The sequence below is a fragment of the Staphylococcus sp. 11262D007BW genome (assembly GCF_053547815.1).
In genome coordinates, this window is record NZ_JBPWPJ010000001.1 from 1967778 (window position 1) to 1983605 (window position 15828).

Sequence of the window (15828 nt, forward strand, 5' to 3'; positions counted from 1 at the left end):
TCTCCCTTTTGATATCCACATAAATTAGACATCCCTAATATATTAATTCTTTATAAATATACTACAACCTAAATTACCAATCAATAAGGTTTTAATCTTTTTTATAAATTTTTAAACGAGCGCCATCAAATCTATTACAACTGTCTCCACATACGGCGCTGTTATTGATTTAATGTGTCATATTGTAATAGATTGCCTTAAAAAAATTAACTTTTTTAGCTGGGACAGAAGGTGGCTTGCTGCCTTTAATAAATTCACGGTCATAATCTGCATAAACACGATCATCATCTGTGACTTTGAGTTTTGGTTTTTCACCTTTAGGCACGATATCGTATAAATCTTTTTCCACTTCATAAAGCTTGTCGTTAATTTTATGCTTACCTTTTGAGACCACTTTACGATATTCGTAGTCATCATAAGCATTATCCATTACTTGGCCAGCGATGCGATATAAATTGGCTTTCGTAGCATCACTTGGATACGGTTGAACGTTAAAAATGACTTCATTTAAACGTAACTTGCCGCGTTTACCAGTTAAAGCGAGACTGTATCCTTTTTCATTTGTGCCTGTTTTTAAGCCGTCTGCACCTTCAACTTCATAAGGTTGGCCTTCTAAGCCTAAGTTGATTGATGTTAACGTTTGGCCATTTTGCGTATCATTCAATTTTGAACTGTAATCTAATACTTCAGGATGCTTTTTAAGTAAGCTATGTACAAGTAATGACATGTCGCTTGACGTTGTTTGTGTGCGATTTTCATCTTTGTAGCTTTTAGGTGCGAAATTACGCAATAATTCATTTGTAGCACCTGTTGGATTTACAAAGTGAGTATCTTTCATACCAATTTTTTTCGCTTTTTGGTTCATTGCGTCTACAAATTTAGAGGTACTGCCTGAAATTTGATCCCCTAGCACAAGTGTGGCTGCATTACTAGATTTCAGCAACGTTTGAAGTACGAGTTGATCGATGGTATAGCTGTCTCCACGTTTAAGAGGGACGTTAGATAACATGGGTATCGTCGACATACTTTCGTAGGTATCATCGATTTTCACTGATTGATCTTTCTTAACTTTGCCATTTTCAATCGCGTCTAATGTTAAATAAACCGTCATCATTTTCGTTAATGATGCTGGATCCGTTTTTAAATCTGAATCTTGATCATATAAAATTTGTCCAGATTGCGTCGTGACCATCATCGACTCAAGTTGTTCATTTTCTAAAAATTGTATCGGTTGAATCACTAAATTCTGATGCATGCGCATTAAACGGAACCGTCCATCCAATGAGTAGCATACAGAGTAAAAAAACATGGGTTGCTTTTTTTAACATCTCATTCACCTTTCTTAATCTTTATCTTTGGACTTAGTATCTAACCCGACATAGGCTTCTAATGTCTGATGACTGTCATGTATGTCTGTTGCAGTATCAACGCCAACATAACGTAAATGCCATGGTTCGTATTGATAACCTGTCACATCAGATTGTCCTTTTGGATAGCGGATAATAAATCCATATTCATGCGCATGCTGTGCTAACCACTTTCCAGCATCTGTTTTACCAAATGCTTCGGTAAAGTTCGTATCTGTATTATCACTGACCACATCAAAAGCTAACCCTGTTTGATGTTCAGATTGTCCTGGTACAGCACTATATGTCATTGCTTTTTCTTTACCATCACGTTCTACGTAGCTGTTAAACAACTGCTCTTGTTCTTGATAACTTCTAAACCCACTGCCTACTGACATGTTTAGCCCTTTTGCATTACCATCTTTAAGTAATTGTTGCATCGCTTGTTGCGCTTTTGGATTAACACCTGGATTATAAGTTGAAGGTAACGTCACCTTTTTGTTTACGATTAAAATATCGTCAATATATGTAACACCATCTACTTCTTTCTTTTTATGTTCTTGCTTATCCTGTTTCGACTGTGCTGACTCTTGATTTTGTTGTGAAGTTTGGTCTTCTTTTTGCGTCTCTGTGCCACATCCACTAACCAACAATGTAGCGCCTAAAAGCGTCACGACTAATTTTTTCATTTTCATATCCCCCCCTTATTTAAACCGCATACATATTGTAGTGTACCAAACATGATAACAATTTTTGAAGTATGTTTATCAATAAATTAACTATACTTATAGAATTGTTCATCAACGATTTACACTGCTTTAACTATTTTGTAAACTTTTTCATAAATTAGTTTACATTAAGGTGTTATTCACATTTTGATTAAATTATCAAGTTTGAAAATTGTAAGAAGGATGACCAAAATGAAGATTTTTATTACAAGTACGAATACCGATGTCGGTAAAACGTATGTTACTCAAAATTTATTTAAACGATTGACGGATGAAGGCTATCGTGTAGGTATTTTTAAACCCTTTCAAACTGAAGAATTAACCGATGGCACGTATCCGGATTTAGAAGTCTATCAACAAGAATGCCACTTAACGTACGATGAAACCTCGTTTTACACATTTAAAGACCCAATTTCTCCACATCTCGGTTTTAAGCGAGAGCCACATCAAACATTTGATAAAGACGCTATGTTAAAGCGCTTATCTCAATTAGACGCGCAATTCGATATCGTGTTAATTGAAGGTGCAGGTGGTATTGCGGTACCGATTTATGAAGGTGATGCTCAGTTTTATATGACCACTGATCTCATTCAAGATACTGTTGATAAAGTGATTAGCGTCTTACCATCTAAGCTAGGGGCCATTGGCGATGCAGTCGTTCACCACGCCTATTTAACACAAATGAACTTACCGCCCCATTATCTGTTAATGAATCAATTTATCGATAATGCCTTTGAACAAGACAACAAAGCAACTGTTGAGAAATTAATCAACGAGACTTTATTCACTTTCAAACATAATGGGACACCTCAAGACTTTTCAAATTCATTTATTCGTACAATAACAGGAGGACAAAATGATGAATAAAACACAAAAATTAGCGCAAAAAGATCATACATATGTGTGGCATCCATTTACACAGATGGGTGTGTATACACAAGATGAACCAATTATTATCGAAAAGGGACGCGGTAGCTATCTTTATGACACGAATGGTAAGAAATATTTAGATGGTTACGCGTCATTATGGGTTAACGTACACGGTCACAACAATAAGCGATTAAATAAAGCGATTCATAAACAACTCGACAACATTGCTCATTCCACTTTACTCGGTTCTTCCAACGTGCCATCGATTGAGTTAGCCGAAAAATTAGTTCAACTCACACCAGAACGCTTACAAAAAGTCTTTTATTCCGATACTGGTAGTGCATCCGTTGAAATCGCGATTAAAATGGCTTATCAATACTGGAAAAACATCGATGCGGAACGCTATGACGACAAAAATAAATTTTTAACATTACAATACGGTTACCACGGCGATACGATTGGCGCTGTGAGTGTTGGTGGTATTGATACATTTCATAAAATTTTTAAACACCTTATTTTCGAAAATATTCAAATTGAAAGTCCATCATTCTATCGCAGTCCATTTTCAAGCGAAACAGAGATGCTTGATCACATTTTAACGCAAATTGAAACGCTATTATCTGAGCGTAATCACGAAATTGCAGGCTTTGTATTAGAACCACTTATTCAAGGGGCCACTGGTTTATACGTCCACCCACCTGGCTTTTTAAAAGCTGTAGAACAACTCTGTCGAAAATATGATGTGTTATTAATTGTGGATGAAGTCGCAGTAGGATTCGGCCGTACGGGAGCAATGTTTGCGTGCGATCACGAAAATGTTCAACCTGACATTATGTGCTTAGGTAAGGCCATTACAGGTGGGTATTTACCTTTAGCTGCCACGCTAACGTCTCAAAAGGTGTATGATGCATTCTTAAGTGGTGCCCATGCTAAAAATACATTCTTCCATGGTCACACTTATACTGGTAACCAAATCGTTTGTTCAGTAGCGCTTGAAAATTTACGTTTATTTGAAGACAACAAGTTAATCGATCATATCGGTAAGACTTCCCGCACACTTGATAAGGAACTACAGGCGTTATCTTCTCACCCTAATGTAGGGGATATCAGAGGTCGCGGATTAATGTATGGTGTCGAACTTGTAGAAGACCAAGCTTCAAAAACACCCTTAAACATTCCTACCGTCGAAGCAATTATTCAACAATGTAAAGAAAATGGATTAATGATTCGAAACTTAGAAAACATCATTACGTTTGTGCCTGTTTTAAGTATGTCGAATAAAGAGATTAAAAAAATGACGAAAATTTTTACACGCGTTTTAAAGAAAGTGCTAAAACAGAAACAAAGCTAAAGAGGAAGCGATGGTATTGAACTTAGAACAAACACTAACTAACTTAAAAGACGCTGGCTTATACCGCGAATTGCTAGATATTGATACCCTTTCTGGTCAATATCTCATTATTGATGGCAAACGCTATATCAATTTTACATCTAATGATTATTTGGGGTTAGGTCAAATGGATTTTGACCCCGATGAACTCGGTGCCTTTCTTAATCAATATGGCCACCACCTATCAAGTTCAAGACTCATTAGTGGTAATAGTCAGGTGTATAGCACGCTCGAAACACAAATAAGCGACTACTTTGGGTTTGAAGAAAGTGTGATATTTAACAGTGGATATGATGCAAATCTAGCTGTATTTAATAGTTTTAAAGGCGAGGACATCCTCGTCTTTTCTGATCAACATAATCATGCAAGTCTGATTGATGGAATGAAACTTAGCGGGACTGAAAAACTCGTTTATACTCATCTCGATTATGATGAATTAGAAGATCATCTCGCTCTATGTCATACCCTTGATATTCCTAAAATGATTGTGTCGGATAGTGTCTTTTCTACAGATGGTAGCATGATTGATCTAGCACGCTTAATCGAATTAAAACAGAAATACGATGCATGGCTAGTGATTGATGATTCACATGGGTTAGGTTTAAACCTTATTAAAGATGATTCAAATATTGATATTTTAACATCAAGTTTATCGAAAGCGTGGGGCGCTCATGGCGGGATTGTATTATGTAGTACATCTATTAAACAACTCATCATTAATAAAGGGCGTTCACTCATTTATACGAGTGGCCTTCCAATGCATCAATTGTACTTTATTCAAAAGCAATTTGACACATTACGCCAGGCAGATACTAACAGAGCGACATTAGCTGAGTTAAGTGCTTATTTTAATACTCAATTGGCCACGCATTTCCCATCACAATCTCGTTCTATGTCACCTATTAAAAATATTGTATTTGAAGATTTACATACTGCAGCAACGGTACACCAACAATTGTTTCAACGTGGCTTTTTTGTCAGTTATTTAAGATATCCAACAGTGCAACAGCCTACGTTACGCATTTCTTTATCTTCCTTTCATCATCGAGATGCGATTGACGCACTGTTTAACGCACTCAATGCCATCATAAAGGAGGTCAACGATGTATAGTATTAAAATGCGAGCAAGCGAACAACATACACATATTAGTGGTGCTGAAACTCTGTGCGAGACAGATGACATCAAACAAACGATTCAACGCTTTTTCAATAAAGGCTTTTTTCATGAAAATGGCGACGTCGATTTTTTAAATTTAAAAATTGAAAAAGTCACACAACCGATTGAAACACTCTCAGCTTTACCGATTGTAGAAGGCGCTGAACTTCAAGATTTAATCCTACAACATGGCATCTCAATAGCTGCTTTAAATCAAGGATGGTCTTATATTCAAAATCAAACGAGCTATAGAGGCGCTGTTATTTTATCTGCTCAAACGGGCGAACGTTTAGATGAGACAGGTGCACGAGGTGTACGTGCCACTCGTTTCACCTTTGATACTCAAGAGGATTGTGACATCAATGAGCGCGTGCAAGATGCGCTAGCCATTGCGACGTGCCTCACGCACCACCCACAAGTTAAAGGAGAGCTTTGCGTCTCAGATGACTTATCTTATACCACAGGCTATTTTGCTACTTCTGAAGGCTATTACAGACTTCATCATATGAAACCACCACAAAGTCGTGACGGCGGTCGGGTCATTTTCGTGGAAGAGGATATTGATTTAGAAGATTATATTCACTTTTTAGAAGAAACGCCCAAACGCATTGTCTATCAGCCATAATCCATTTGCGAAAACATCTGTTACGACCTAAAATGAGCTTGTAAAGGATTATAAACTAATGGAGTGATCGTTGTGGAAAGTGAAATGGCACAATTAAAAGAAATCATTGAATCATCGGACCGTATCGCCTTTTTTACAGGAGCTGGCATTTCTGTAGCGAGTGGTATTCCAGACTTTCGTTCAATGGGCGGATTATACGATACTGTCGAACAAGAAGGATTGTCTCCAGAATATTTATTGAGTGCAGATTACTTACAAGAAGACCCAACTGGATTTATGGATTTTTGTCACCGTTATTTACTATTTGCGGATAAACATCCAAATAATGTACACCAATGGATTGCCGACCTTGAAGCACAAGGTCGAGCTTTAGGTGTTATTACGCAAAATATAGACGGGTTACATTCAGATGCTGGCAGTCAGCATGTCGATGAACTACATGGTACACTGAACCGCTTCTACTGCCTTAATTGTGACGCTGAATATACGAAAGAAGACGTCATTCAACACAATCGTTATCGTTGCGAACGTTGCCATAGCCCTATTCGCCCAGACATCGTGTTATATGGCGAAATGTTAAATCAAGAAACGATTATGAATGCTTTAAATAAAATCAGTACAGCAGATACGTTGGTCGTGTTAGGTTCATCCCTTGTCGTTCAACCCGCAGCAGGCTTCATCTCAAACTTCAATGGAAAGAACTTAGTCATTATCAACAAAGCACCAACACCTTATGACCATACCGCACAACTCGTTATCAACCAAGACATGGTCGACGTCGTAAGAGCATTATAAAAGGTGGATATTCTGTGGTAAAATTATAAAAAATAAACCGACCAGGGGGTGTTGAACATTTCAAAATTATATTCTTTAATTATTGCTTTAATAGCTGGAATTTTAATTTTTATTATTTCATTTTATTTCGGCGATATGTCGTTTTTATTATCATTATTCAATGGATTAATTGGATTTATAGGTGTTACACTTGTCGGGATTAATACTAGACATAAAAGTAAAAAGTAGATGATGCATTTATGTCGAGAAAATTTATTGATGTCAAGAAGCTCATTATTAATAGAGAGTGTGAATTGAATGAACAATGAAGAATTAGAGTCTAAACTTTTATTGATTAAGCAATCAATAGATGTGCTACAAGAAGAATTGGCACCTAATCTAAAAACAAAAGATTTAGTTTTATTGCGTTATTGCTATAGCGTTAAAGAAATCAAAAAGCTGAATGATTATTTATTAGATTTAACAGTTAATGAGAATAAAGTGACCAAAAAAGAATTTAAAAAAGTTTTATGTGGTATAAGGGAGGTCCCCGAAATTCCAAATAAGCAAGTTTATGATATTTTAGAAGGATACAGAAATAGCAACCTCCATGTTAATGTCATAAACTATATTTTGAATAGTGACTAAAAAATTTTTCTAAAAGTCTAATAAACCCATTTAAAATGAATGTTTAATACACATTGAGGAACAATGATACTCTCTTGTTTCGAGGCACTTTCTACTGATTGCTACCTTAGCCGAGACTTCTTTGGCATAGCGAGGAAGGCCGATTCACTAACTTACACTTATTCGAAGTGCTCAGAACGTGAAGCCAATCCATAATTAATACATCCCATCAATTCATTTAAACACGAAAAAGTCAGGTATGGTGGTTACCTGACTTTTTTAATACCGTTATGATTCTGTTAAATAATCAAACACAACTGATCCGACTGCTTCTGCGGCAACAAGCATTGAAGACTCACTAATATCAAATTTAGGATGATGATGCGGATACGTGTCACCATGTTCAGGCGCTGCACCAGCATAGATAAATGTACTTGGGCGTTCTTTCGCATAATACGCAAAATCTTCTGAAGGTGGCTGTGGCTCGCATACCTCAACGCCTTTAATATCTGGACATTGTGCCTGTTGAATTGTTTCTGCGACATACTGCGTCCATTCCGGATCGTTGTATAAAGCAGGATAATCATTTTCAAATGTAAAATCACATGTCACACCAAATGTCTTTTCTAAACCTTCGACATACTGATGCATTTCTCGCTCAATCGTCGCTTTCGTTTCATCTGTGAGTGAACGCACATCGCCTTCTAATGTAACTGTGTCTTTAATCACATTAAATTGACCTTTACCATCAAATGAACCGATAGTCACGACACCTGTTTCGAAAGGGCTTAAACGACGCGATACAATCGTCTGTATTGTCGTAACAAAATTCGCCCCAGCCACGATAGCATCATTCGCCATATGTGGTGATGAGCCGTGTCCACCTTGACCATGAATCACTAGTTTAAAATAAGCTCTTCCGGTTTGAATAAATCCTTCACGATAAAAGACTTTACCTCGTTCCATCGTGCTCATTACATGCGCTCCTAAAACGTGATCGACACCTTCTAGTACACCCTCTTCAATCATACCTTTTGCCCCGCCTGGTGGCATTTCCTCGGCTGGTTGATGGATGACGATGACTTTTCCGTTCAATTGTTGTTTAAACTCAATAAGGGTATCAGCCAAAATCAACATGTACGCTGTGTGCGCATCATGACCACAAGCATGCATGACTCCTTCATTTTGCGATGCGAACGGTAAGCCAGTCGCTTCTTGAATAGGTAAGGCGTCAAAGTCTGCTCGAATCGCAATGGTCTTCCCAGGACGTCCACTATCGATTGTCACTTTCACACCACGTTGACCTACATTGGTCTCGACCTGACAATCTTTGTCTTTATAAAAATCTGCAATATATTGCGCTGTTTCTTTTTCTTGAAATGATAACTCGGGATGCTCGTGTAAATAACGTCGAATCTCAATCATTTGTTGTTCTTTTTCTTTTAAACGTTGAACCCATGTTTTCATCTCTTATCCGCTCCTTTAGTATTAAATACGTTTTAATAAATCATATAACATTTGCTTACTTTTAGCTGTTATTAACGCTTCTCGCACGTCATCATGCATCAACTGACGTGATAATCGTTGTAATAATTTCAAATGAGTGTCAGCGCTTGTTTCAGGGACAACAATTAAAAAGACAATTTTGGGTAAAGTGCCATCTAAACTTTCCCAGGAAATACCTTGTGGATTTTGTAAAACTGCAACAACTGGGGCCTTAACAGCCGCTGATTTTGCATGCGGGATCGCCACATTCATTCCAATAGCTGTGGTTGACGCTGCTTCACGCTCAAGGACAGCTGTTTTGACAGTATCGATATCTTCTATATACCCTGTTTCATCCAAACGGTCAATTAATTGATCAATCACCTGATCACGGTCCATGGCTTCATCTTTTAAAAGGATAGTATCTTGATGAAAGACATTGTCTTCTTGCTCAGTATTGTGCGCATTTGCACCATTTTGAGCTGAATCGTTTTCCGCTTTCTCCTCAACATTTGCGACACCATCTGTCACCACTGCAGGGGCTTTCTTTTTCAATAGTAATACCAGCAATGTCGTTACTAAGCTGCCTACTATTACTGCGATAAAGAACCATAGTATACCGTCAATACCACCTAACACTGCGACAATTGGACCACCGTGAGCCACACGATCGCCTACACCAAATAGGCTTGCGATAACAGAAGCACACATAGCTCCAATCATATTAGCAGGAATAATGCGCAACGGATCTTGAGCAGCAAAAGGAATCGCCCCTTCTGTAATACCAAATAATCCCATCGTAAATGACGCTTTCCCCATTTCTTGTTCGGACTGATTGAACTTATGTTTTTGAATTAGTGTAGCTAACCCTAAACCAATAGGTGGTGTACACACTGCAACAGCCACCATTCCCATAACAGCATAGTTTCCTTCAGCAATTAAAGCCGAACCAAAAAGGAAGGCGACTTTATTTACAGGACCACCCATATCAAAGGCAATCATTGCTCCTATAATCAGGGCTAATATGACAATATTTACACCTTGCATACCTTTAAGCCATGCAGTTAATGCGACAAAGAGACTAGAAATCGGCCCTCCGATAATAAAAATGAAAATGAGCCCAACGACTAACGATGCTAAAATTGGAATAACAATAATAGGCATAATTGGGGCCATCGCTTTTGGAACTTTGACATTTTTAATCCATTTTGCGACATAACCTGCGATAAAACCCGCGACGATACCTCCTAAAAAGCCAGCACCCGCTTCACTTCCGTAAAAACTACCGTCTGCGGCAATCGCTCCACCAATCATACCAGGTACAAGACCAGGCTTATCAGCGATACTATAAGCAATGTATCCTGCTAAAATCGGAACCATAAAACTAAACGATAGCGAGCCAATATTTTCAATTGATTTCCAAAATGAATCTTCTGGAATTTGAAGCCCTTCTGCTGTAGTATGGCCTCCTAATGTTAAAGCAATCGCTATCAATAACCCACCTACTACGATAAATGGCACCATAAATGACACACCATTCATCAGGTGTTGATAAATCATTTGAACAGGATGCTTATGCGACGCCTCTGTTTGTGCCGTTTCTTGAACTTGACCTTGATCTTGATAAATCGTAGCGTCTTGCTGTACGATTCGGTTAATCAATGCTTCCGGATGATGGATGCCTTCTCTTACGTTGACGTTAACGAGACGTTTGCCATTGAAACGTGATAAATCGACTTGGCGATCTGCGGCAATGATGACGCCCTCCGCTTCTTCAATGTCCTTTGCTGTTAAGACATTTTCTGCACCAACGCCTCCTTGTGTTTCTACTTTAATTGAAATACCCATGTCTTGTGCGGCTTGTTCTAATTTTTCTTGTGCCATATATGTATGCGCGATGCCATTTGGGCACGATGTTACTGCTACGATTTTCATAATGCTTCACACTCCTCAGACCTATTGTAAACGATTACAATAGAATAATAAAAAAATCCTTTCAAAGTTTTGAAATCTGTCATCACCCCCTTTGAAAGGCTAATATGATTATATTTTTTCTTACAATCTAGAAAGTTTTATTTTGAGATACTATTAATTAATTTCCATCTACTTAAACTGCCCTTCTCTAGCTGTTTTTATAAAATCATTAACAGAATAATAAAAAGCCCAGGTTACAACAATTCGAAATCAATTGTCGCTTCCTGGGCGATTTTGCTTCTATTATAAGGTTCGCCTGCTCGCTAGCACTCGCATGCATAACGTGCACTAACTCACTGCGTTCGAAGTGCACGTAAGCGCTCCACACTCTATTGTTCAAGTCTTGGTATTCTTACGTCTAGGTTGAAGTATTTTTTGAGTAAGTCACGATAGTTTGATGGTGTTACTTCGATTTTTTCTTTTTGGTCACCTTTTGTGATTGTGACGTTGTTGGCTGACATTGTGTTGTGGCCTTCGACTGTTTTCATGTTTATCATAAGCATTTTTTTGAAGGCATATTCTGGGTGATTAATTGTAAAGTCAAATCGTGGATCAAAGTATGATACATCGCGATCGACGTTTTCAAATTGCAGTAAGTCTGTCCATTCTGCATCGTCATCAGCATCTTGTTGTGTCATTTGTACATAATATGCATTGTCTTCTGTTTTTGAAGGGATAATGCGATACACGTCTGCTTCATCATAAATGTAACGACCATCTAGTGGAATCGGTTCACTTGGAAAATGACCGAAACCTGTATCGGATAAATAGTCTTTGCCATCGATCGTTACAATAGTGGATAAATGCGTATCCATTTCTTTCCAATCTCTATTTGGCGGTTTGACATAACCTGAGATTAATTTGGTATCAAAACCACGATCTTTTAAATAAGCATTCGTAACCATATTGCTTTCGTAACATAAACCGCCACGATGTTTCACGATAAACTTCTCTAAATTACGTTCGATATCCATTGTAATGCCGTCACCATTAAACACATCAATGGCTTCAAAAGGGATTTTTAACATAAATTGACGAATATACGTTTTGAGACTATCAAAAGAATGTGTCTCCATTTCTTCTCTTTCTACACCTATATATTTTTCAAGATCTGTAAAATCCACAGTACCTACCTCCATTATTTTATTGTCTCTGTATTTAAATGAGCTAAATACTAACATTTCACCTTAACTAGGGGTTGAGCGCTCTAGGAAACTGATTAACGACGTCTCAACCTCTTTAATCATTAAAACAAAATGATAATACGTCTTTTGTGATTACTACATACTATATCGTAAAAGAATTTTTTATGTTTGACAAACGGAATGCATTCCGCATATCATAATAGATAGTTAATGATTATGAAGGAGGGTTTGCATTTTGGGAGAAACAGCAAGTTCACAGTTATCACAAGGTAAAAAAATTAGGGTTATTGCCGCCGTCTTAATCGGTGCGTTTATTGGTGTACTGAATCAGACATTATTAACGACAATCCTGCCTAAGATTATGGTAGATTTTAATATTTCAAGTAGTTCAGCACAGTGGATTACTACAATCTTTATGTTAGTCAATGGGATTATGATCCCTATCACTGCCTTCTTAATTGATCGTTTTAGTTTAAGAGGGTTGTTCTTTACTGCAGTGGGCTTTTTAACAATCGGCACACTTATTTGTATGGTAGGCCTTAACTTTGAAATGTTACTTATTGGTCGTGCCATTCAAGCGTTAGGTGCAGGTATTTTAATGCCTTTAACACAAACGCTACTATTCTTAATCTTCCCACCTGAAAAACGTGGTCTCGCTATGGGGATGTTCGGTCTAGTCATCGGATTTGCGCCCGCGATTGGACCAACTATAGCAGGATGGTTTGCGAATAGTTTAAACTGGCGTTATCTATTTATTATTATTCTTGCGATTGCATTATTTGATTTAATTTTTGGTTATTTCTCAATCACTAACCTCACAGAAAATACTAAACCAGCATTAGATATCCTTTCAGTGATCTTATCAACACTCGGCTTTGGTGGTTTATTGTATGGCTTTAGTGCTGCGGGTAACATTGGTTGGACACACCCTGCAGTCTACATTACATTAATTGTCGCAGCGATTATTCTATTCTTATTCATTTATCGACAATTTAAATTAAAAACACCATTATTGGAATTCCGTGTGTTTAAATACCGTGGATTCACCATTTCAATGGTCGTTGTGTCACTGATGTTCATGTTATTTATCGGTAACCTTACAATCTTACCAATTTATATGCAAACCATGATGAACTGGTCATCGCTTGAATCAGGTCTCATTTTATTACCTGGTGGTTTAGTGATGGGACTATTATCTCCAGTGACTGGTCGCCTTTACGATAAAATTGGCGGTAAAATTTTAAGTTTTGTAGGTATGATTACAATCATGATTGGCTCACTACTTATCGCACAAGCTGGTGTAGATACAGGTCGCCTGTACGTAATTATTTCATTTGCGGTAGTTATGCTTGGTAACTCTATGATTATGACACCAATGACAACAAACGCACTCAACGCACTACCACAATCTTACATTTCACATGGTACTGCTATGAACAATACGATACGTCAAATTTCAGCAGCCATTGGTACAGGTATTTTAGTTACATTAATGACAACGTTATCTCAAAGCATCACACTAGATGGTGTTCCTCAAGGCATTGCAGGCTTAAATGTCACATATTACATTGTTGCCGCTGTCGCTTTATGTGGTGCCATCCTAGCATTATTTAACGAAAAACGTACAACTTAATTCCTTAACGGCTCCTTACGAATATCCATGTAAGGAGTCTTTTTATCATGATAAAGAAGTGTAATAAATCGCTACATTTCATTTTAAAATTGATAATATTTTTATGGAATCTACTGACTAATTTTTTCAATCTCGGGTATATATACTTTATATAAACTACTTATCATAATGGAGGTATGAAGCATGGTTCAAGATAAAGCCATTGATGTACATGCACATTTATGGAGTGAAGATTATTTAGAAAAATTAGGCAAACTTGGTAGTCAAGGGACTGAAGTTGCTAAAAACATTCGTCAATCTGATTCAAAAGAAGATATGGAACATCGTATACAAAATATGGACGATAGTGGCGTACAAATGCAAATCTTATCAGCTACACCACAATCACCTCAATGGGGTACCAAAGAAGAAGCACATCAAAGTGCCAACGAAATCAACAACTTATATGAATCACTTGTTGAACAATATCCTGGTCGCTTTTTAGCATATGGTGCGGTTTCTTTACCTTACGTTGATCAAGCGATTGAAGAAGCAAGAGCATTACTTAAAAAAGACGCATTCGTAGGTATCGCATTACCGACACTTGTAAAAGATAAAGTTTCTATTGCAGACCATCAATTTGATGACTTTTTCGCTGCAATGAACGAAGAACACGCAACAATTTATATTCACCCAACAGGTTGTGGTGCACAAAGTCCACTTGTTAATGACTACACACTTGAATGGGTTATCGGTGCGCCTTTAGAATCAACATTCATCACATTACATTTACTTAAAAATAATATCCCACAAAAATATCCAAACATTCAATTCCATATTTCTCACCTTGGTGGGGCGTTACCATTCTTTATGACACGTATTAAAGATAACTACGAAGATTGGAATGCATTCGATACAGATCCATGGGAAATTTTAGATCGTCAATTCTGGTACGATACAGCAAACTTCCATGAACCATCACTAGTCAATTCAATTGAAACATTTGGTGCAGAAAAATTCATGGTTGGGTCAGACTTCCCATATTTCCAAGATGACAAATATAAACGTAGTGTCGACTATATTAAAAACAGTGGTATCGATCCAGATCACGTGGAAGGTATTTTACGCGGTAACGCTATTAAATTCCACAACTTATCAGATCAATAATACAAAATACCCCCCGCTCTTCCATCGAGTGGGGGCTTTCATGTTATTTTTCAAAAAATGAAATTGTTGTATTGTGAATATCAAAATACTCCGCTAAAAATTGTTGGTAATTGTCTTTAGTAACATCGTATTTCGTTTTTTCTGTACCTTCTGTTACTGTGAGTGTTCGACCTGTCATTGTTGCATGACCTGTTTCCCAGTTTCTTACAATGAGAGGATCTGTCACGAAATGAGAATCTAAACTTGTTTGATTGTATGCCATTGCACTTTCAAAATCACGGAATTTCAAGTAACGATCAACGACGCGAAATTGAACAATCCATTCACCTTCTACCCAGCGGAATAAATCAAATGTACCATCATCGCGCATTTCTACATAATAGGTTTGTGCTTTTTGATCATTTTTAACAATCTCTCCATTTAATGGCACAGCCATGACAGGAGACGCACCGAATCCCGCTTCAACGACATAGCGCTCTCCATTAAGCTCCACAATATTCGTCATATGGACATTAGGCGCTGCCCATCCTTTTTCTTTACCAGAATATACAGTCGCTTGCGCAAAATGGACGTCAAAACCATGTTGTTTGAGATACTCATGAAACAAACGATTGTTTTCGTAACATACGCCCCCTTGATGACGTTCAGTCATTTTTTGAATCATAGAGGTGTTATTCACCGCTAATGGCAATTGATTTTGAATGTTAATGTTTTCAAATGTCACATGTAACACATATTGGCGTACTAAATAATTCAAATGTTCTAAAGTAGGTTCTATTTTAAAGTCTTCTGGTATTTCAAGATACGCTTCTAGTTTTGAAAAATCGTACACATTCATTACTCCCTTTCCTTACGCAAAGATAGTCCTAAGTTATTTAACTAAGCAGTATAATATTTTAACTTGCATAAGGGTAAAAAATCAATTTTGT

At 37.4% G+C, this 15828-nt stretch carries 14 protein-coding genes; 8 read left to right on the forward strand and 6 right to left on the reverse strand.

Annotated features, from left to right (window positions below; genetic code table 11):
- Positions 1 to 169 precede the first annotated feature (169 nt).
- Together ACEE93_RS09565 and ACEE93_RS09570 are read right to left on the reverse strand one after the other, a co-directional pair.
- Positions 170 to 1255, reverse strand: a complete 1086-nt coding sequence (locus tag ACEE93_RS09565) for a DUF1958 domain-containing protein (protein ID WP_449156529.1) — start codon at positions 1253 to 1255, stop codon at positions 170 to 172.
- A gap of 87 nt (positions 1256 to 1342) precedes the next feature.
- Complete coding sequence (locus ACEE93_RS09570) at positions 1343 to 2035, reverse strand: M15 family metallopeptidase (protein WP_449154381.1); 693 nt, start codon at positions 2033 to 2035, stop codon at positions 1343 to 1345.
- Positions 2036 to 2266: 231 nt separating this feature from the next.
- Here ACEE93_RS09570 and bioD point away from each other — a divergent pair, with 231 nt between their 5' ends.
- From bioD to ACEE93_RS09600, 6 genes are all read left to right on the forward strand, one after another.
- Positions 2267 to 2941 (forward strand): dethiobiotin synthase, encoded by a 675-nt coding sequence (gene bioD / locus ACEE93_RS09575; protein WP_449154382.1) that lies wholly within the window; start codon positions 2267 to 2269, stop codon positions 2939 to 2941.
- The gene (gene bioA, locus ACEE93_RS09580; RefSeq protein WP_449154383.1) at positions 2934 to 4295 is read left to right on the forward strand and encodes an adenosylmethionine--8-amino-7-oxononanoate transaminase; all 1362 of its coding nucleotides are present in this window, start codon (positions 2934 to 2936) and stop codon (positions 4293 to 4295) included. The genes bioD and bioA overlap by 8 nt, the downstream gene beginning before the upstream one ends.
- A gap of 16 nt (positions 4296 to 4311) precedes the next feature.
- A complete protein-coding gene (locus tag ACEE93_RS09585) occupies positions 4312 to 5445 on the forward strand; it encodes an aminotransferase class I/II-fold pyridoxal phosphate-dependent enzyme (protein WP_449154384.1) in 1134 nt (377 codons plus the stop codon).
- Positions 5438 to 6115: a 6-carboxyhexanoate--CoA ligase gene (locus tag ACEE93_RS09590; protein ID WP_449154385.1), complete on the forward strand. Its 678-nt coding sequence runs from the start codon at positions 5438 to 5440 to the stop codon at positions 6113 to 6115. Before ACEE93_RS09585 ends, ACEE93_RS09590 begins: the two co-directional genes overlap by 8 nt.
- Before the next feature lie 72 nt (positions 6116 to 6187).
- Positions 6188 to 6910 carry an NAD-dependent protein deacylase gene (locus tag ACEE93_RS09595; protein ID WP_449154386.1) on the forward strand — a complete coding sequence of 241 codons (723 nt, stop codon included), beginning with the start codon at positions 6188 to 6190 and terminating at the stop codon, positions 6908 to 6910.
- A 297-nt stretch (positions 6911 to 7207) separates the two neighbouring features.
- On the forward strand, positions 7208 to 7537 hold the full coding sequence (locus ACEE93_RS09600; protein WP_449156530.1) for a hypothetical protein: 330 nt from the start codon (positions 7208 to 7210) through the stop codon (positions 7535 to 7537).
- A gap of 267 nt (positions 7538 to 7804) precedes the next feature.
- On the opposite strand, the gene ACEE93_RS09605 is transcribed toward ACEE93_RS09600, so the two are convergent.
- The 3 genes from ACEE93_RS09605 to ACEE93_RS09615 form a co-directional block, all read right to left on the reverse strand.
- Entirely contained in the window at positions 7805 to 8983 is a 1179-nt protein-coding gene (locus tag ACEE93_RS09605) for a M20 family metallopeptidase (RefSeq protein WP_449156531.1), read from the reverse strand.
- Positions 8984 to 9004: 21 nt separating this feature from the next.
- Entirely contained in the window at positions 9005 to 10936 is a 1932-nt protein-coding gene (locus tag ACEE93_RS09610) for a fructose-specific PTS transporter subunit EIIC (protein WP_449154389.1), read from the reverse strand.
- A 368-nt stretch (positions 10937 to 11304) separates the two neighbouring features.
- On the reverse strand, positions 11305 to 12099 hold the full coding sequence (locus ACEE93_RS09615; RefSeq protein WP_449154390.1) for an arylamine N-acetyltransferase family protein: 795 nt from the start codon (positions 12097 to 12099) through the stop codon (positions 11305 to 11307).
- A gap of 256 nt (positions 12100 to 12355) precedes the next feature.
- Between ACEE93_RS09615 and ACEE93_RS09620 the strand changes: the two genes are divergently transcribed.
- Positions 12356 to 13753 carry a DHA2 family efflux MFS transporter permease subunit gene (locus tag ACEE93_RS09620; protein WP_449154391.1) on the forward strand — a complete coding sequence of 466 codons (1398 nt, stop codon included), beginning with the start codon at positions 12356 to 12358 and terminating at the stop codon, positions 13751 to 13753.
- 183 nt (positions 13754 to 13936) lie between these two features.
- On the forward strand, positions 13937 to 14899 hold the full coding sequence (locus ACEE93_RS09625; protein WP_449156532.1) for an amidohydrolase family protein: 963 nt from the start codon (positions 13937 to 13939) through the stop codon (positions 14897 to 14899).
- Positions 14900 to 14942: 43 nt separating this feature from the next.
- Here the strand turns inward: ACEE93_RS09625 and ACEE93_RS09630 are convergent, their stop codons facing one another.
- Positions 14943 to 15737 (reverse strand): arylamine N-acetyltransferase family protein, encoded by a 795-nt coding sequence (locus ACEE93_RS09630; protein WP_449154393.1) that lies wholly within the window; start codon positions 15735 to 15737, stop codon positions 14943 to 14945.
- Positions 15738 to 15828 lie beyond the last annotated feature (91 nt).